The sequence below is a fragment of the Pseudomonas sp. DNDY-54 genome (assembly GCF_019880365.1).
In the GTDB taxonomy this organism is placed as follows: domain Bacteria; phylum Pseudomonadota; class Gammaproteobacteria; order Pseudomonadales; family Pseudomonadaceae; genus Stutzerimonas; species Stutzerimonas stutzeri_P.
Genome location: NZ_CP082271.1, coordinates 441,880 through 460,238 on the forward strand (window position 1 = coordinate 441,880; position 18,359 = coordinate 460,238).

Sequence of the window (18,359 nt, forward strand, 5' to 3'; positions counted from 1 at the left end):
TGGCAAGGTATGAGGTTGAACATGAGTGACGAAGAATTAGAACAAGACGATCTGGACGTTAACGACGAGGAGGACGGCGAGGAGCTGGCCGCTGCGGACGATAGTGAGGTTGACGATAGCGCTGAAGACGGCACCGACAGCGAGCGTGTGGCCCCCACCAGCAAGAAGGCGAAAGCCAAAGCGGTCGTCGTTGAAGAACTGCCGAGCCTGGAAGCCAAACAGCGTGAGCGAGACGAGCTGGCGCGCGCGATGGAAGAGTTTTTGGCACGCGGAGGGCGCGTGCAGGAAGTCGAGCCCAACGTCGTCGCTGACCCGCCGAAAAAGCCGGACAGTAAATACGGCAGTCGACCTATCTGAGTCGACGGCGTCGTAACAATCGGGTCGTAGCCGGCAGGCATTGTCTCAATGCGTAGCCGCGGAAAAGCCCAACACCGTCGTGTTGGGCTTTGTCGTCTCTGCAGAGCGGTTAGTTGATTAGGCCCAGCGCGCCAGCAAACCTGGAAGCTCGGCCAGACTCTGTACTTCAGCGTCTGGTTGGCCTTCGTACTGCCAGCGGTTGCCGCCGGGATTGAACCAGACCGCGCGAACACCGGCGCGCTGTGCGCCCCCGATGTCGTCGTCGGGGTGATCACCAATGTGCACGGCATGCTCAGCTTTTACGCCGGCGCGCTCAAGTGCTTCCCAAAACGGGCGCGGGTCCGGCTTGCCGATGCCCAGTTCTTCTGCGCACAAGGTGAACTGGAAGTAGTCGGCCAGCCCTAGCCGCCGCACGTCAGCATTGCCATTCGTCAGCACGCCAAGGGTGTAGTGATTGGCCAGATGCTCCAGGGTGGGATGCACATCAGGGAAGAGGTCAATGGCATGCCGGGCTTCCAGAAACACTTCGAATGCCTGATCGGCCATGGCGCGTGCGTCGCCATCCGTGTAGCCCGCGTCGTGCAGCGCGTGGAAGAGTATGCGTCGACGCAGTTCGCTGATGCGGTGCTTCAAGCCCGGCTCAGACTCGACCAGCATGCGGCGGATCGCGGCCAGCGACTCGACCGGTAAACCTCCCAAACGCGGCGCGTGCTGGTCGAGCCAGTCCCGCAGACGAAGCTCCGCACTATGAATGACGGGGCCTACATCCCAGAGCGTGTCGTCGAGGTCGAAGGTGATCAGCTGAATGCTCATTGGTCGCTGTCCTGTTTACGTCGGGCGCGCGGGTGCGCCTGGTCATAGACCTTGGCCAGATGCTGAAAGTCCAGGTGGGTATAGATCTGGGTCGTGCCAATATCGGCGTGCCCGAGCAGCTCCTGTACCGAGCGCAAATCCTGTGAGGATTCGAGCATGTGACTGGCGAAGCTATGCCGGAGCATGTGCGGGTGCAGATGCTGGCTGAGCTCACGCACGCCGGCCTGGCGTACCCGCAGCTGCACCGCGCGAGCGCCCAGGCGTCGGCCTTGCTGGCTGACGAAGACGGCGCCGTCGCTGGGGTTGCTCAGCGCTCGCAGCGGTAGCCAGGCCTGCAGCGCGTCTCGTGCCATGCGTCCAACCGGCAACACTCGTTCCTTGTTGCCTTTGCCATGAACATGAACCAGGCCGGCCGGTAGATCGAGCTGATCAAGGTTCAGACCGACCAACTCCGCCAGGCGCAAGCCGGATGAGTAGAACAGCTCAAGCATCGCCTGGTCGCGATGGCCGATGAAATCGTCTTCAATACCGCCGTCAAGCAGTTGCATGGCCCGGTCGGTATCGAGCAGGCGCGGTAGGCGCTTTTCACCTTTGGGCGCGGAGATTCCCGCCGCCGGATCATGCGCGCAGCGACCTTCTTGGTTGAGATAACGGTAGAGGCCGCGTAGCGATGAGAGCAGCCGCGCCAGGCTACGGCCGGATTGGCCCTGACGGTGCTGTTCAGCGATCAATTGGCGAACATGTGAGGTGTTCAGCGCAGCCCATGTCTCTAGATGGTGTTTCAGGCAGAAGCCGGTGACTTTAATCAGGTCGCGCCGATAGCCATCAAGCGTATGGGGTGACACTTGGCGCTCGCTGCGCAGGTGTTCGAAGTAGGCGTCGAGATCGGCTTGCATCGGAAAGCTCCCTTCGGGCTAAGAAGCAGCTGCAAGCCTAGGATGCCAGGACTCACGCAAGACGCTGCCTATTCGGCACCTGCTAAACGGCTGAACAGCTGCGCCTCGCGTGGCTGGCTCAGCGCACCGAGCGCAGCGGTGCGGAGTAATGAGGCAAGACGCGCGTCAATACCTCGGCGATATAGCCAAGAAACAGTGTGCCCAGCGAGCTTTTGTAATGTTGCGGGTCTTGGCTGCCGATCGCCAGAATGCCTTGCTGCTGGTTGAGCGCGACGACAGCAGCCGAGCCGATGCCACTGCTCTCTTCTTCGCCAAACAAAAACGTCAGCTCATGAGGACGTAGCACGCCGCAGACCGTCTTGCCCGTACCGAGCAGGCCACCGATGGCCTGTTGCGCCTCGGCGGCGGTCACGCTGCGGCCGACCGGAAGCGGCGATTCGCTGAACAGGATCAAGCTGACGTAAGGCACCTGAAATTCGTGCCGCAGGCTTTCGTCCACCGCACCGATGACCTCTTCCAAACTGTTTGCATCGAGCAGGTCGAGAACCAGCCGACGCGTCTTGTCGAACAGCCGATCATTGTCCCGCGCGACGTCCATCAGCTGTGACAGGCGATGACGCATTTCGATATTGCGTTCACGCAGCAGCTTGACTTGCCGTTCGACCAGCGAGACGGCGCCGCCGGGCAGATGGGGAATGCGCAGCTCGGGAATCAACTCGTCGTGATCGACAAAGAATTCCGGATGGGCGCTCAGGTACGCCGCGACGGATTCCGCATCCGGCAGCTGCGGCTTGTCCTGATTTTGCTCGGTCATAGGCGAACCTGTCCTTCGAAAACGCGAACGGCGGGGCCGGTCATCATAACGGGCTGTTCCGGGCCTGCCCATTCGATGGACAGACGGCCACCCGGTAGATCAATCTGCACGGGCGAATCCATCCAGCCCTGGCGAATTGCAGCGACAGCCGCGGCGCAGGCACCGGTGCCACATGCCTGGGTTTCCCCAGCGCCACGCTCCCAAACCCTTAATTTTGCGTGGCGACGGTCCACCACTTGCAGGAATCCAGCGTTGACGCGCTGGGGGAAGCGCGGGTGGTGCTCGATCTTCGGGCCCAACTCATGCACAGGCGCGGCGAGGACATCGTCTACGCGCAGCACGGCATGCGGATTGCCCATGGATAGTGCGGCGATCTCAAAGCGCTGCCCGTCGACGTCCAGCGGATAATTCAGGGCTTCGCTGTCCGCCTGGAAGGGGATCTCTGATGGGGTCAGGCGGGGCGGCCCCATGTCAACGCCGATCTGCCCGTCGGAACGAACGTCCAGCTCGATAATGCCGCCCTTGGTCTCGACGCGAATTTGCCGCTTCATGGTGAGGCGCTTGTCCAGCACGAAACGCGCAAAACAGCGCGCACCATTCCCGCACTGCTCCACTTCCGAACCATCGGAGTTGAAGATGCGATAGCGGAAATCGACGTCCGGGTTGTGCGGTGGCTCGACCAGCAACAACTGATCGAAGCCCACGCCGGTATGCCGATCACCCCATTGCTTGGCGTGCTTGGGCTGGATGTGCGCGTGCTGGCTGATCAGGTCGATGACCATGAAGTCGTTGCCCAAGCCGTGCATCTTGGTAAAACGCAAAAGCATCGTCGTGGCCTCAGGCGGGCAGCAGGCTTTCGCCAGCATAGAGTTCCTGCACGCTCTCGCGACGGCGCACTTCGTAGGCTTGGTCACCGTCCACCAGCACCTCGGCGGCCCGGCCCCGGGTGTTGTAGTTCGAGCTCATGACGAAACCATAGGCACCGGCCGATCGAACAGCGAGCAGATCGCCTTCCGCCAGGCTCAGTGAGCGCTCTTTGGCCAGGAAGTCACCCGTTTCGCAGATCGGCCCGACGATATCGTAATGACGTGCCTCACCTTCGCGAGGTTGGACCGGTACGACATCCATCCAAGCTTGGTACAGCGCCGGGCGGATCAGGTCGTTCATCGCCGCATCGACGATGGCGAAATCCTTGTGCTCGGTGTGCTTGAGGTATTCCACACGGGTCAGCAACAGACCGGCATTGGCGACGATCGAACGGCCCGGCTCGAAGACCAGCGCGAGGTCGCGCCCGTCGATGCGCTTGCGCACGGCCTTGATGTAATCACCGGCCAACGGCGGCTGCTCTTCGCGATAACGCACGCCGAGCCCGCCACCCAAGTCCAGATGACGAATCCGAATCCCGCGCACGGCCAGGCGATCAATGAGCGCCAGCAGGCGGTCAAGGGCATCGAGGAAAGGCGGCAAGCTGGTCAGCTGCGAACCGATATGACAATCGACGCCAATCACTTCCAGGTTGCTCAGCGCATGCGCGCGCGCGTAGACATCCTCGGCGTCGGCTATCGCGATGCCGAACTTGTTTTCCTTGAGACCGGTGGAAATGTACGGATGAGTGCCGGCATCGACATCCGGGTTGACGCGCAGCGACACCGGGGCCACAACGCCCAGTTCGGCTGCCACGTGCTGCAGACGCTCGAGTTCTTCGGTGGACTCGACGTTAAAGCAGTGCACACCGACTTCCAGCGCACGACGCATGTCGTCACGGGTCTTGCCAACTCCGGAGAATACGATGCGCTCCGGCGAGCCACCGGCGGCCAGCACGCGCTCCAGCTCACCGCGCGAAACGATGTCGAAGCCAGCACCGAGGCGAGCCAGTACATTCAGTACGCCCAGGTTGGAGTTGGCCTTGACCGCGAAGCAGACCAGATGAGGCATGCCTTGCAGGGCGTCGGCATAGGCGCGGTACTGGGCCTCGATGTGAGCGCGTGAGTAGACGTAGGTTGGGGTGCCGAAGCGTTGCGCGAGAGCAGGCAGCGCCACGCCCTCCGCGAAGAGTTGACCGTCGCGGTACGAGAAGGCCTCCATGGAATGCCTCCTTTACAGTTCGAATCGGTCTTTGGAACGTTCTTTGGCGGTTGCTTCGTCGTCCGGGAGATAAAGCGGGCCTTTCTGGCCGCAGCCGCCGAGCGCGGCAGCGAGAACCGCGAGTGCAATGAGTGGAAGCAGCAGACGCTTCATTGGGGTGCAATCCTAGAAAAATCGATGGGCCGGAGTATACCCAGCACCCATCCGATTGCCTATGCGGCCACGCTCACCGGCGCGGATACAGGCGTCCGGTCGGACAGCCGCTCGCTAGACGCGGCGGTGGCCTGCTAAGCTCGCCCGCATCGTCGGCGAGCCTGGCGCCGCCGTACCCACCGTACCGAGGAAAACGATACATGAGCCTGAGCGAAGCCCGCTTTCACGATCTTGTCGACGCCGCCCAAGAAGAGATTGAGGATGTGTTCGATCACAGTGGCATGGATGTCGATCTGGAGAACGCCGGCGGCGTTCTCACGGTGCGCTTTGAGAACGGCACGCAGCTGATCTTCAGCCGTCAGCCGCCGCTCCGTCAGTTGTGGGTGGCAGCGCGCTCGGGTGGCTTCCACTTCGACTATGACGAAGCGTCCGCATTGTGGATCTGCGACGCCAATGACGAGCGCCTGGGCGAATTGTTGGCCCGCGTTATGCAGGAGCAGGGTGGCGAAGCCCTCGATTTCGAGGAACTATGAGATAGGTGCTTGGCGAGTGGCGTTACGATCGGTCGTGACCCATCAGGCTTGCTAATTTATCGGGCTGTGATAGGGTCGCCTTCAGGTTAAAAAACCCCGCCTTCGGGCGGGGTTTTGTTTTTTTGTCAGTTTAATTTTCCTTACAGGAGCTCATCCGGACCCATGGCCAGTGCACCGCCTATCATCATCACCCAACCCGATCTGCAGCGACTTGAGCGATTGCTCGACGGCTTGGCGGACTACGGTCCGGCCGCCGAGGCGCTCGAGGAAGAGCTGTCCCGCGCCCAGGTGGTTGAGCGTAGCGAGCTGCCTGCCGGCGTGGTATCGATGAACTCCCGCGTTCATTGCCGCGAAGAAAGTCTTGGTAAGGATTACCATCTGACACTGGTCTTCCCGAAAGACGCAGGAAAAGAAGGTACGGTTTCGGTGCTGGCGCCCGTCGGTACCGCCTTGCTGGGCATGACGGTCGGCCAGCATATCGACTGGCCAACGCCCGGCGGTAAAGTCCTCAAGCTCACACTGCTGGCGGTCGAATATCAGCCGGAAGCGGCGGGCGACGTCAACCTGTAAAACGATGCCGTGCCAGCGCCATGCCACATGGGTTATCAGAGCGCGCTGAGCGCCTGATTAAGGGCATCTTCGAGATCCGCTTTGTAACGCAGGTGCTGCACGGTCTGCGCACGACCCGTCCCGTGCAGACCTGACAGATCGAGGTCCGTGAGGTAGCACGGATAGCGCTCGCCGCCCCGGCGCTGCGCAAGGATGTAATGAGCCACGGCCGCGAACAGCTCTGCGCCATATTCCAGGCTCGAAAATTCCTGATGGTTGCAATACAGCGTAACCAGCGAACGGCCTCTTTCGCTGGGTTCGACAATGGCTTGGATATCGTAGAACGGGTCGCTGGCGTCTTCCTGGGGCGCTGGCCTGCGCTCGAGTTCCAACACACCGCCCGCAGGCGCTGAGAGTCTATAAAACAGGATATCCATTGCCGCCAGACGGCTTTCTTCGAATGGCAGCTGCGTGGTGCGTCGGTAGCTCACCGACTGCAGAAAACGCAGCAGAGGCGTCAGCAAGCTTTGTTCGTCCCGGAAGGGCTGCTGTTGGCGCCATAACGCATTGAATTCATCCAGCACCGTAACCTCTGCCAGGCTTCCGTGGATGCGGTAGAACACCTGCAGGCAGTGCGCTCTGGCGTTGCCGAGAATCAGCGGAAGGTCTGTCCCTTCGAGCGCGTATCGCTCCACCCGGATAGGGCGAATGTCATGGTGTGCTTCGCCGAGATGCTCCAGGAGCGCGGGCATGTCGCTCAAGGCTGTATGGCGAATATTACCGGCCGCCAGGTCGAGCACGTGGTAGTGCTGACGCACTTGAAGCAGATAACGGCTCTCGCCCGGTTCGTCGAGTAATCGCTGCGCATCGGTGAAAACCGTTTCTATACGGCGGGCCAATGCCATGCCGGCGTTACGGCTGAAACAGCGGATTTGGAGTTCCGGCCGTTTGCTGGGCGTCGGCAGCTCCTGCAGGAAATCGCGTAGGCAGTCCGGGAGCGGAGAGGTGCCCTCGTACCGTGTTGCGATTAACTCGCTCCAGCTATTCAGGGTGAGCTGGTCGATACTCATCACCAGATTGTCCCGCGTCACGCCGTGTCGCAGCGATTCGTTCAGCTCATCGAACGACAGCGGCTGTTGCGGATTCAGTGGATCGAGCCCGACGTTGATCAGCAGGAGGACTTTGACTGGTGAGGCGGCGACCAGCAGGGCTTCATCGCCGATCACCTCGGGCGGCATTGGGAATGCCTGTCGAATGTCAGTCAACAGTGCGAACAGCTCGGCTTCTGTCAGTCCGCTGTCGCCGGGGTGCAAGGCGACATGCGTGGCCGTATCGATCACACCGTTACGGTGGCACCACGCTATAAGCGGAACCAATTCCCGCGAGCGTTTCAGCGGCGAAAAGTCACTGATCTGCCGCGTGTTCAAGTTGCCTTCGTAAAGTGCCCATGACACATCGTCCGCGGCGTCGTAACCCTGCACCAGGGTCAAGCTGTGTTCGGCCAGATCGGGAGCGATTCCCAGATTGATGGTCTCGATCTTGCCGGCCTTGCGTTCGATGGCCGCGTGCAGGCGTCGGCCGAGTACGCCGAAATCCCGCCCGTTAATGCTGCTGATGATCTGCAGTCGCCGAGCAAACTCGCTGAGGAATCGGTAGCCGTAGGTCAGTTCATTGACCAGCGCCCGCCGCTCCTCGACGACACGGCGCGCCTTCCACTGGTTGCGCGTATCGAGCTGCGCGAAATGCCGCTGGTCCCAGTTCCAGTCCGCCGCCAGACGCTCGAGCAGGCGTCGTTTCCAGCTTTTGTTGCGGTTGCGAGGCGGCTGGCTGAGCGGCTTGTTGACCTTCAGGTAGAGACAGCGACGCAGCAGCGCCAGACGCTCCTGGTCACCGCGGATTTCAAGGTATTGCTCGATCCGGCGGTAGGCAACGATGTAAGGATCGAGCTCGTCGATCTCCAGACGGTTGGCATACACCGCCTGTTTGAAATCGAGACTGAGGCAACGCACCTTTGGGTGCTCGCTCGCGTACGCCTCGACCAGCAACAGTTTGAACAGGGATTTGTAGGGCGATTCGATCGCCTTGTACAACTGCCATAAACCAGCACCGAGGTATTCGCCCGGTGGGATGTTGGCCAGGCTGCCGAAGTCCAGCACTTCATCACTGCGGACAAAGCGCTTGTCTAGAAGGGTTCGCACGTACTCGGTGTAGCGGTGCTCCTCATAGTCTGGGACCAACCACCACAGTGGCGTGCGGCCGCCCAGCCAGATTGCGGTTCGATAGAACTCGTCGAGCAGCAGGTAGTGCTGGGTGGTACCGCAATCATCGGACGTCAGTTTCGCCTCGCGCTCGCCCTGAGCGAAGCGCACCGGGTCGATCAGGAAAAAATGCGCCTCGCTGCCTTGCGCCGCTGCCCACGCCTGCAACAACTCGCATTTGCGTTGCAGCTCGCTGAGCTGTTGTGCGGAGAGATCCGGGTCGTGGCAGACCCAGACATCAAGATCACTCTGGTCGTCTTGCGCGACGGTCCCCAAGCTCCCCATGAGATACAGCCCGAGGATCGGTTGTGCTGGGTTGCTGCGCAGAGGCTTGTACGAAAACGAGCGACTCAGCCGCTGAGCTTCTGCCAGGGTGTTGGCATCGGGCTCGAAACCGGCCAGACCGGCGGGTGTGTTGCTGGTTACGTACCCCGGAAGAATGGGGTGGTTGACGTGAAACAGCAGCGGCAACAGCGTGAGAACAGACTGTTGGCGGGGCGACATGACCAGGCGCGTACGTTCCAGGCGCGCAGCATTCAATGCAAGAAACCGAGCGCGAAGGGCGGCGAGCACTTTGCGATCAATCCCCTCCTCAAGAATGGGGCGGATTTCCTGGTGGCGGGTCATGGGGCGGCTCGTTCAGGCAAACGACGTTGTCCGACGTGTGGATGGGTAAAGCCGAACGTTAACACGGCTCCCAGGTGCGAGGAAAAGCCGCTGCGGTCGCGGGCAGGCCGTGCTGACCGAGCGGCTGTTCGTGACCAATCTAGGGCGCCTTATGTCATCGGCAAAGAGATGGTCGCGCCGTTTCTCAGGCCGGGGTGGTCTCCTGCAGGATGGTCAGTAGCCCCTGCGCGTGCTCGGCCGCGTCGCGGCCTAGGCTGGTGAGGTAACCGCCATCGGGTTGGGTTGTCAGACCTTTACGATGCAGGCGTTTCGCAGCAGCGATGGCAGCATCGCCGGCGTCGTGGTGGACTTTCAGGCCTTCGAGCGCGTTGTCCAGATTGAACAGTCGAAGAATTTCCAGCTCGGCTACCACTTCTGGGGTGTAAGACATGTTTGCTCCTCTACGGGTGGGCTCGGCCCTGTTCTCGAAGTGTAGATGCTGCGTGACGGCGTGCGGTGGTCTTAGACTATTCGGCTAAATCGGGGAGATTTCGCAGTTGCGCCTCGTAACTGTCGTTGTCGAATCCGCGGTCCTGCTCGAGCATCAGGCGAATCTCCCGAGCCAAGACAAGGGCCATCAGTTTCAGGATTTCGTCACGCTCGTAGCCAACCAGGGTCAGCTTGTTCAGCGTAGCCTGCGCGGCGGCCGGCTCACCGGATTCCAGCTGATTTTCGATGGCCTGGATCAGGGTTTCCTCTGCGAAGGTTTCGTCGTCGTCGGATGTAGCGTCGTTCATGTCGCAACTCTCAGTCAGGATGGTAGCAAGCGTGTTTCGGTAAAGCCGCGGCAAATACCTGCTGAACGCTTCGCTTGGGTCGGTTTCTATTTTCACTATGGACTATCGGGAACGCGACTACAGCAATGATCACTTTTTACTGTCTTGAAAACGGCGCGTTGGTACGCCGCGCTGCCGAAAACACGCAGGTCCTCCCCGACAACGTCCTGTGGGTCGACCTGCTGTCGCCCGGCCCCGAGGAAGAGCGCTTCATCGAATCGGCGCTGGCCCTGGACATCCCAACCCGTGAAGAGCTTGCGGAAATCGAGGATTCGTCTCGCTTTTACGAAGAGGACGGTGCGGTCTTCATGACCACCACCGTGGTGATGGGAATCGCCGATCGGCGTCCGGAAAATGCAGAAGTGACCTTCGTGCTAACCAAACGGTGCCTCGTAACGGTCCGATACACCGAGCTCAGTGCGTTCCGGCAGTTCGAAACAAAGAGCGCTCGGCAACCCTCAACCTTTTCCTCCAGCCACCAGATTTTCCTTGCCTTGGCCGACGCGGTGGTGGACCGCATTGCCGACGTACTGGAAAGCGTTCAGGTCGAGCTACAGACCTTGTCGCGATGCATCTTCGACAAGCGGAAAGAGCAGCGAACAGACTTGCAACAGATCATCCAGCAACTCGGTCAGCACCGCTCGTTGCTGTCGCAACTGGGCGAAAGCCTGTTCAGCTCCAATCGGTTGATCGCTTTTTACCGTCTGCATGCCAATGAGCCGGGGCAGGGCGTCGCCAAAGGACTGCTGAAAGCGTTGGAGCGGGACGTACGGTCACTGGGCGAGCATCAGGCGCGTTTGCTGGGTGACATTGCGTTTCTGCTTGATGCCACCTTGGGTCTGATCAACATTGAGCAGAACGCGATTATCAAGGTGTTTTCCATCGCGGCTGTGCTGTTCCTGCCGCCGACGCTGGTCGGTACCGTGTACGGCATGAACTTCGACCGCATGCCGGAGCTCAGCTGGCCGTTCGGTTACCCAATGGCCCTGGGCATGATGGTGGTGTCGGCGATCATCCCTTACGCCTGGTTCAAGTTTCGCGACTGGCTCTGATCAGCCGAAAAAATGCAGCACGATGCAGAACGCGCCGAGCACCGCCCAGACGCTCCCGAAGATGACAGGGGTGCGTAGAGAAAACATCAGCGTACGCTTGTAACGCTCACCGCCTGCCGGGGTGTTGCCTTCGCCGAACAGTGCCGAGTCGTTGTTGGGTAACAGGCCAACAGTCCCTTCAAACTGAAGCAATTCACTCTGTTTGTGATGCCAGCGCTCGATCACGTTGTAACTCGCCCGGATGCCCGGTATGGCATGCAGCGACGTGACGAGTCCGAGTAACGCCAGCACCGTTGGCACCACCAGCCGAAACAGACTTCCCCAGTCAGGGTTGGTGTTGGCCATTGATGACGCGAAGGCGATGATCAGAAACGACTGCGACGACAGATAGCCGCTGGTGCGGCTGGCGAGCAGGGTGGACTCGAAATGAATTTCCGAGCGGTAGAAGGTCAGCCGCTCTTTTGGGGAGTCGAAGACTTCGCCGGCTTGGGTGTCCTGGTTCAGTAGCAACGTGCGCAGATCGGTCATGGTTGTCTCGAGCAAACAGTCGTCAGAGCGATAAAGAAACGTCTCTACTAGAGGCCGGCGGACGCCCCCAGAGTTCCGGCGGCTGCTAGTCGGCAGCGGGTCGGGACCTTGGGCGCGGCGGCAGTCGGGTCCGCCAGAGTAATGCTGCCAGGGCGATGAACGCGGATGACCAGCAGGCTGCGGCAACCAACCACCAGGCGTTGGTTTCGATGCCCAACAGCGGCGGTAGGACGCGCGCCAGCACCGCTATGCTGATCAACAAGGCAAAGGGATGAATCCAGGGCTGCGCATTGGCATCGTGGAAGCGATACAGCAGACGTGTGCGCACCATCACGCCGAATGTCAGGCTTCCCAGCGCACCGATGGTCAACACATGCAGCGTGGCATGGACGGGCAGCCATGGCCCGCTCATGGCAACCCCGAGCAGCACTAGGCCCAGCGAAAGCCAGGTGTAGCCAACGAGCAGGACCATCAAGTCGGGGCGGGCGTAGTAGCGCCATGGCTGCCAGCGCATCAGTCGGATCGCGCTGAGTGCACCGGCGGCAACCAGCATGCCCCCTGTCAGTCGCCCCAGTAGCGGCCAAGGCAGCAGGCTCAACCCAAGTGCCAGGCCCAGCAGGATCAGCACGGCACCTTCTAGTTGGGGCTGCACACGTGCGTCGAGACGGCGTCCTTCGCTTTGCGCGTGCCCCGCCAGTGCAGGCGCGATGATGCGTCCACCCATGAAGAACATCAGTACCGCGAAAAGAATCAGCGCCTGCTCCCGCAGCGGTAGCGACGGGCTGATGCCAACGCTGGCCAACAGGCTGGTCAGCCCGATTCCGATGACTACGGGTGCCACCGTCTGGTTGCGCCATTTCTTGGCGGCCCCGACAAAACGCGGCACTACCGTCCACAGCAGCCCGGCGGCAAATAACAGGTTGGCGCCGACTGCAAACCACGCGCCTGGAGAGAGAAGAAAACCGACACGTGCAGCTAACCAGCAAACGAGCAGCGCAAGCGTGAGCCGTTGAGGCTGGGGGCCAAGCAGATAGCCCGCAACAACCGCAAGCGCGTAGCCAAACAGCATCTCGTGAGCGTGGCCGGCAGGTGTGGTCAGTCCAGGCAGAGCCGGCACAAGGCCAAGCATGGTCAACACAGACCACGGCAGGACAAGGGCCGCATAGAGCGCGGCGGCGGGAAAGAACCAGGCGTTGGCGAAGGGGAGGCGCGGCTTGCGTGGGGCCATCTGCAACTCCGGGAAAGCTGGGGCGCGCGGGCGCCCCGTTACCGAGCGCCCGTGTCAGCGGCCGGCGAGGAGTTCGTGCCCGCGCTGAACAGCCGCGCGTACTTGCGCCGGCGCCGTCCCGCCGATGTGGTCGCGTGCGTTCACCGAGCCTTCAAGTGTCAGTACGGCAAAGACGTCGTCAGTGATCTGGTCGCTGAACTGCCGCAGCTCGTCGAGGCTCATCTCGGCGAGATCCTTGCGGGTGTCGATACCGTACTTGACCGCATGACCGACGATCTCGTGGCAATCACGGAACGGCAGGCCTTTGCGCACAAGGTAATCGGCCAGATCCGTCGCGGTGGAGAAGCCGCGCAGTGCCGCCTCGCGCATGATCTCGCGCTTGGGCTTGATTGCCGGGACCATGTCGGCGAAGGCGCGCAGGCTGTCGCGCAGCGTATCGGCCGCATCGAACAGCGGTTCTTTGTCTTCCTGGTTGTCCTTGTTGTAGGCCAGCGGCTGGCCTTTCATCAGCACCAGCAGGCCTGCCAGCGCGCCGAATACGCGGCCGGTCTTGCCACGCACCAGCTCGGGCACGTCCGGGTTCTTCTTCTGCGGCATGATCGAGGAGCCGGTGCAGAAGCGGTCAGGCAGGTCGATGAACTGGAACTGCGCGCTGGTCCAGAGCACCAGCTCTTCGGAGAAGCGCGACAGGTGCATCATCGCCACCGAGGCCGCGGCGCAGAATTCGATGGCGAAGTCGCGATCCGAGACGCCATCCAGCGAGTTGCCGGAAATGGCCTCGAAGCCCAGCAGTTCGCAGGTGATCTCCCGTTGGATCGGGTAGGTGGTGCCGGCCAGCGCGGCCGAACCCAGCGGCATGCGATTGGTGCGTTTGCGGCAATCGACCAGGCGCTCATAGTCGCGGCTGAGCATTTCGAACCAGGCCAGCAGGTGATGCCCGAAGGTCACCGGCTGTGCGGTCTGCAGGTGGGTGAAGCCGGGCATGATGGTGTCGGCTTCGGCCTCTGCCAGGCCCAGCAGGCCCTGCTGCAAACGCGTGATTTCGGCGAGGATGATATCGATTTCGTCGCGCAGCCACAGGCGGATATCGGTGGCGACCTGGTCGTTGCGCGAGCGGCCAGTGTGCAGCTTCTTGCCGGTGACGCCGATGCGGTCGGTCAACCGTGCTTCGATGTTCATGTGCACGTCTTCCAGATCGACGCGCCAGTCGAATGTGCCGGCCTCGATCTCGCTCTGGATGTCTTTCAGATTGGCGATGATCTGGTCACGCTCGGCGTCGCTCAGCACGCCAGCCTTTTCCAACATGGTGGCATGGGCGATGGAACCCATGATGTCGTGGCGGTAGAGGCGCTTGTCGAACTCGACGGAGGCGGTGAATCGGGCGACGAAGGCGTCGACGGGCTCGCTGAAACGGCCGCCCCAGGACTGGTTGGTCTTGTCGGTGCTCATGAATGCGCTCGCATAAATCGGTGGGCGAAAGAAGGCGCGAATAATAACAGGGTTCGGCAACCCCTCATCGGTCCGGCGAGGCGTCTGGGGACGTCGCGCCGGGGCGGTCCGCTACCGAATAGGCGTTTCAACCGGGGTCGGCGCGGCGCTTTTGGCGGTCAAGCCTTGAACTGGCCCAGGCTGGCGTCGAGTCGTTGCGCCAGGCTGCCCAATTCCCGGCCGCTGTTTGCGGTCTCGGTAACCGCTTCAGCTGATCGTTCGGCTTCGGTCAGGATCACTTGCACGCGTTCGCGTACGTTCGTCGCAGCGCCGGCCTGTCGTTCGGCGCCACGCGTCGCCTCCAGCACAGCCTCGTGCACCTGAGTCACGGCGAGTTGCAGTTCGCGTTGCAATTCGCGGCTAGTGGTGAGCGAGGCGAGGCCGCTGTGGGCCTGCTCACCTGCGTTGCCGATGGCCGCGACAGCCGCTCGAGCACCTTGTTGCAGGCTTTCGATGTGCGTCCGGATATCGCCAGTGGACTGCTGGGTCTTGCTGGCCAGCGCACGAACTTCATCGGCGACGACGGCGAAACCGCGACCACTTTCGCCGGCGCGGGCCGCCTCGATTGCCGCATTTAGCGCAAGCAGGTTGGTCTGCTCGGCAATCCCCTGGATTACCGTCAGAACCACCTCGATCTGTTCGCTCTGTTTGGCCAGTTTCTCGATCACCTCGGCACTGCTTCGTACGCCGTCACCGAGTGTTTCGATGGCTTTGCCAACTTGCTCGGAGATCGCTTCGTTATCTATCGACGACTGACGAATCGCCACGACCTGTTTCAGAGCGGCCTGCATGACCCGACTGTCTTCCTGGGCATGGTGCGTCATGTCAGCGAGTGCCTGCAGACTACCGGCCACCTCATCTCGCTGACGCCCAACGGCAGCGGATGCGGTGGTGCTGCGTGCGCCAAGCGCGGTGATTTCGGCGCTGGTCTGCACAGAAATGGTGCGGGCTTCCTGAACAATGGGCTGCAGTTTGGCCAGAAACCGATCGACCGCGTCCGCCATGTCGCCCACCTCATCGTTGCTGTGGATATTCACGCGCTGCGTGAGATCACCGTGACCTGCCGAGAGATCGCGCAGCGCGGTCACCAGCAAGCCCAGGCGATGCAGGACCCGGCGGCCCAGCACCAGCGTCACGGCCATCATCAACAACGCGCCGGTGACGACCAGGCCCAGGCTGATTTGCCACAGCAAAGCCGTGGCCGAACGTTTGACGGCCTGCTGGCTGTTCATGTCGATCGCTTCGGCCACTTCAGAGGCGGCGGCCAAGCGTGACCCAAGCGCTTTCGCGCTGTCGCTTGCGGTTGTGGCAAGGCCGGTCTCGACCAGGCTGGCGGTGCCCGCGATTAACGTCTGGAAGCGCCCATTGAACGCTGAGAGTTCCGTGGTTACCGCTGATGTGGAGAGACCCAGAATGACCTGGCCGATCTCGGCGCCTTTGGGATTGATCGCTGCCCTGGCGAGATAGAGCGCCGGGTCACTCTCGGCGGCAGACAAAACCTTGTCGAGCGAGGTTCTGCCTTCGCCTTTGTCCAGCAGCGCTTTGACCCTAGGGTCCTTTCGGTTCAGGTGGCGAGTGAGCTGGTTGCCGCTGGCGTCGAAATACACGACAAAAACGACTGCCGGGTTCTGGTGGGCCATCCTGACGAACTCGGTCAGCGCCGGAATATCGGCGTCCCAGATGGCCGCCGGTGCGACGCCGGCCAACAGCACCGCCAAGTCGTCGCCCGATTGCTTGAGGTGGCGTTCGAGCACGTTCTGCAGCTGTGTCTGCTCCTCGGTGAGCCGCTGCGTCAGGCCTTGCGCGAGTTCGCCTTGCATGCGCTCGGACAGACCGGACAGCCCATCCCGCACCTCGACATCAGCAGACTTAAGCTCGCCAAGCAGGCGCGCGGCGTCTTCGCCCAGGCTCGTCTGTATCTCTTGCTCAAGTGCGCCGATGGTGCTCCGTGTCAACGCCAGCGAAACAGCGACCTGCACCACCACCGCAGCACATAGCGTGAGAAATACCGGGCGTAGCAAGCGGCTACGCAAAGCGGAAAACAGCAGCACGGCTCAACTCCTGCCGCAGCGCGCGGCGTATGGTTTTGCGGGTTACGATGCAATCGTTACGCCATCATGGCGTTATCGGCTCGACCGTCCTGGTTCTTTAATCCGCGGCCTCGCATTGCCCTGTTGCAGTGCGGAACTTGCGAACGTCTAGTGCTACTGTTTCGCAACGCCTCGATAGACTAAGCACCTGCGGATGCGGCGGCGCATTTCGTGCCCTTTCGGTCTGCCCATTGCGTTGCGTCCTGGCTGCGCGGAAAACTCGATCCATGCAAATAAAAAGACTTGCCCGGCGACGCGCGGCTGCGCCAGCTGATGAATTCTTCGTGCCCGAACTGTGTGAGCCGGAAGCCCTGCTCGGCCTGGTACTGCTCGCCGAGTTGTTGGTGCTGGTACTGGTGTTGGCCGAGCCGATGCAACCGGGTTTCAACTGGCTGCGCTTGGCGCTGGCATCGCTGTTCGTTCAATGGGTGATGTTGCTGTCCGCCGGATTGACCTGCCAATTGCGGCCGCTGCTGGCGCGGCTGTCGCCCTGGCTGGCGGGGCTCGCCTGTTGTGCGCTGGTGGTCGGCCTGACGCTGGCCTGCACGGCAGTGGCTGATATCTACCAGCTGGGCGGACCGCTGATGCGCGTTGGCGAAGCCAACCTTTACCTCCGTCATGCGCTGATCAGCCTGATCATGTCCGGACTGCTGTTGCGCTATTTCTACCTGCAAAGCCAATGGCGACGGCAGGAGCAGGCCGAACTCAAGGCGCGCATCGAGTCACTGCAAGCACGCATTCGTCCACATTTCCTGTTCAACAGCCTGAACAGCATTGCAAGCCTGGTGGTGACCGATCCCGCCAAGGCCGAGCAGGCGGTGCTGGATCTGTCCGACCTGTTCCGTGCGAGCCTGGCCCGCCCCGGTACGCTGGTGCCTTGGCGAGAAGAGCTGGAGCTGTCACGCCGTTATCTGTCGATCGAGCAATACCGCATGGGCGAACGGCTGCGGGTTGAATGGCAAGTCGATGGCGTTCCGGACGATTTGCCGATTCCTCAGCTGACGTTGCAGCCGCTGTTGGAAAACGCGCTCATCCATGGAATTCAGCCGCGAATCGACGGCGGGGTGGTCAGTGTGGTGGCGCATTATGCTGACGGCGTGTTTCATTTGGAGGTCAGCAACCCATTTGATGAAACCGCTCAAACGCTGCCGTCTCGGGGGACTCAACAGGCGCTGCACAATATAGACGCACGACTAACGGCACTTTTCGGTCCCGCAGCGAGTCTCAGCGTGAAGCGGCATAACGCCCGTTACTACACCTGTCTACGCTATCCGTGTGCGACACAAAAGCAGGAAGCCAGAACCATATGAATGTGCTGATTGTCGATGACGAACCTCTAGCCCGCGAGCGCCTTGCCCGACTGGTAGGTGATCTTGACGGCTATCGTGTCCTGGAACCTTCCGCCTCCAATGGCGAGGAAGCGCTGTCCCTGATTGAGGAACTGCGTCCCGATGTCGTGTTGCTGGATATCCGTATGCCGGGCCTTGATGGACTTCAGGTCGCGGCCAAGCTCTGCGAGCGTGATGCGCCCCCTGCGGTGATTTTTTGTACGGCCCATGATGAGTTCGCGCTGGACGCGTTTCAGGTCAGCGCAGTGGGTTATCTGGTCAAGCCGGTGCGGCCCGAGCACCTGGCAGAGGCGCTGAAGAAAGCTGAGCGGCCGAACCGGGTCCAGCTCGCTGCGCTCACCCGGCCAGCGGCGGTTTCTGGCACCGGCCCGCGTAGCCATATCAGTGCCCGAACCCGCAAAGGCATCGAGCTGATCCCGTTGCCCCAGGTGATCTACTTCATCGCCGATCACAAGTACGTCACATTGCGCCACGAGGGCGGTGAGGTGTTGCTGGACGAGCCGCTCAAGGCGCTGGAGGACGAGTTTGGAGATCGCTTTGTGCGGATCCACCGTAACGCGCTGGTCTATCGCGACCGCATCGAGCGCCTGCAGCGTACCCCGCTCGGCCATTTTCAGTTATTCCTCAAAGGACTCGAAGGCGAGCCGCTTACGGTCAGCCGGCGGCATGTCGCCGGCGTCCGCAAATTGATGCAGAACCTTTGAACGGCCTCTGCTCATAGGCG

18 protein-coding genes and 2 pseudogenes are annotated in these 18,359 nt (G+C 61.4%); 6 read left to right on the plus strand and 14 right to left on the minus strand.

Translation table 11 applies throughout. The features are described from left to right. Positions 1–21: 21 nt before the first annotated feature. A complete protein-coding gene (sutA, locus tag K4O48_RS02095) occupies positions 22–357 on the plus strand; it encodes a transcriptional regulator SutA (RefSeq protein ID WP_222910538.1) in 336 nt (111 codons plus the stop codon). A gap of 117 nt (positions 358–474) precedes the next feature. On the opposite strand, the gene K4O48_RS02100 is transcribed toward sutA, so the two are convergent. The 6 genes from K4O48_RS02100 to lptM all read right to left on the minus strand — a co-directional run bounded on the left by K4O48_RS02100 (position 475) and on the right by lptM (position 5,118). Then, entirely contained in the window at positions 475–1,170 is a 696-nt protein-coding gene (locus tag K4O48_RS02100) for an HAD family hydrolase (RefSeq protein WP_222910539.1), read from the minus strand. After that, positions 1,167–2,066 (minus strand): tyrosine recombinase XerC, encoded by a 900-nt coding sequence (xerC, locus tag K4O48_RS02105; RefSeq protein WP_222910540.1) that lies wholly within the window; start codon positions 2,064–2,066, stop codon positions 1,167–1,169. Before xerC ends, K4O48_RS02100 begins: the two co-directional genes overlap by 4 nt. A gap of 118 nt (positions 2,067–2,184) precedes the next feature. Next, positions 2,185–2,880, minus strand: coding sequence for a DUF484 family protein (locus K4O48_RS02110; RefSeq protein ID WP_222910541.1), 696 nt, complete (start codon positions 2,878–2,880; stop codon positions 2,185–2,187). Beyond that, on the minus strand, positions 2,877–3,707 hold the full coding sequence (dapF, locus tag K4O48_RS02115; RefSeq protein ID WP_222910542.1) for a diaminopimelate epimerase: 831 nt from the start codon (positions 3,705–3,707) through the stop codon (positions 2,877–2,879). The genes K4O48_RS02110 and dapF overlap by 4 nt, the downstream gene beginning before the upstream one ends. Positions 3,708–3,717: 10 nt before the next feature. Continuing rightward, the gene (gene lysA / locus K4O48_RS02120) at positions 3,718–4,965 is read right to left on the minus strand and encodes a diaminopimelate decarboxylase (RefSeq protein WP_222910543.1); all 1,248 of its coding nucleotides are present in this window, start codon (positions 4,963–4,965) and stop codon (positions 3,718–3,720) included. A gap of 12 nt (positions 4,966–4,977) precedes the next feature. Next, the gene (lptM, locus tag K4O48_RS02125) at positions 4,978–5,118 is read right to left on the minus strand and encodes an LPS translocon maturation chaperone LptM (RefSeq protein ID WP_222910544.1); all 141 of its coding nucleotides are present in this window, start codon (positions 5,116–5,118) and stop codon (positions 4,978–4,980) included. 200 nt (positions 5,119–5,318) lie between these two features. On the opposite strand from lptM, the gene cyaY reads away from it, so the two are divergent. Both cyaY and rnk read left to right on the plus strand, forming a co-directional pair. Further along, positions 5,319–5,651 carry an iron donor protein CyaY gene (gene cyaY / locus K4O48_RS02130; protein ID WP_222910545.1) on the plus strand — a complete coding sequence of 111 codons (333 nt, stop codon included), beginning with the start codon at positions 5,319–5,321 and terminating at the stop codon, positions 5,649–5,651. Between the two features lie 162 nt (positions 5,652–5,813). Beyond that, a complete protein-coding gene (gene rnk, locus K4O48_RS02135) occupies positions 5,814–6,221 on the plus strand; it encodes a nucleoside diphosphate kinase regulator (RefSeq protein WP_222910546.1) in 408 nt (135 codons plus the stop codon). Positions 6,222–6,256: 35 nt separating this feature from the next. Here rnk and K4O48_RS02140 read toward each other — a convergent pair whose 3' ends face one another. The 3 genes and pseudogenes from K4O48_RS02140 to K4O48_RS02150 form a co-directional block, all read right to left on the minus strand. Beyond that, positions 6,257–9,085, minus strand: a complete 2,829-nt coding sequence (locus tag K4O48_RS02140) for a class I adenylate cyclase (RefSeq protein ID WP_222910547.1) — start codon at positions 9,083–9,085, stop codon at positions 6,257–6,259. 184 nt (positions 9,086–9,269) lie between these two features. Then, the gene (locus K4O48_RS02145; RefSeq protein ID WP_222910548.1) at positions 9,270–9,515 is read right to left on the minus strand and encodes a TIGR02647 family protein; all 246 of its coding nucleotides are present in this window, start codon (positions 9,513–9,515) and stop codon (positions 9,270–9,272) included. 76 nt (positions 9,516–9,591) lie between these two features. Then, a pseudogene (locus tag K4O48_RS02150) lies at positions 9,592–9,849 on the minus strand (hypothetical protein); the annotation flags it as partial. A 137-nt stretch (positions 9,850–9,986) separates the two neighbouring features. Here K4O48_RS02150 and K4O48_RS02155 point away from each other — a divergent pair. Continuing rightward, a complete protein-coding gene (locus K4O48_RS02155) occupies positions 9,987–10,952 on the plus strand; it encodes a magnesium transporter CorA family protein (RefSeq protein WP_222910550.1) in 966 nt (321 codons plus the stop codon). Here the strand turns inward: K4O48_RS02155 and K4O48_RS02160 are convergent, their stop codons facing one another. The 5 genes and pseudogenes from K4O48_RS02160 to K4O48_RS20620 form a co-directional block, all read right to left on the minus strand. Continuing rightward, a complete protein-coding gene (locus K4O48_RS02160) occupies positions 10,953–11,480 on the minus strand; it encodes a hypothetical protein (protein ID WP_222910551.1) in 528 nt (175 codons plus the stop codon). A gap of 85 nt (positions 11,481–11,565) precedes the next feature. Next, entirely contained in the window at positions 11,566–12,708 is a 1,143-nt protein-coding gene (locus K4O48_RS02165) for an NnrS family protein (protein ID WP_222910552.1), read from the minus strand. Positions 12,709–12,762: 54 nt separating this feature from the next. Further along, positions 12,763–14,157: an argininosuccinate lyase gene (gene argH / locus K4O48_RS02170; protein WP_222910553.1), complete on the minus strand. Its 1,395-nt coding sequence runs from the start codon at positions 14,155–14,157 to the stop codon at positions 12,763–12,765. Between the two features lie 158 nt (positions 14,158–14,315). Further along, complete coding sequence (locus K4O48_RS20615) at positions 14,316–15,200, minus strand: methyl-accepting chemotaxis protein (RefSeq protein WP_409518958.1); 885 nt, start codon at positions 15,198–15,200, stop codon at positions 14,316–14,318. 21 nt (positions 15,201–15,221) lie between these two features. Then, positions 15,222–16,016, minus strand: a pseudogene (locus tag K4O48_RS20620) (methyl-accepting chemotaxis protein); the annotation flags it as partial. 497 nt (positions 16,017–16,513) lie between these two features. Here K4O48_RS20620 and K4O48_RS02180 point away from each other — a divergent pair. Together K4O48_RS02180 and K4O48_RS02185 are read left to right on the plus strand one after the other, a co-directional pair. Continuing rightward, positions 16,514–17,596, plus strand: a complete 1,083-nt coding sequence (locus tag K4O48_RS02180) for a sensor histidine kinase (protein WP_222910555.1) — start codon at positions 16,514–16,516, stop codon at positions 17,594–17,596. Further along, entirely contained in the window at positions 17,593–18,339 is a 747-nt protein-coding gene (locus tag K4O48_RS02185) for a LytR/AlgR family response regulator transcription factor (RefSeq protein ID WP_222910556.1), read from the plus strand. The genes K4O48_RS02180 and K4O48_RS02185 overlap by 4 nt, the downstream gene beginning before the upstream one ends. Positions 18,340–18,359 lie beyond the last annotated feature (20 nt).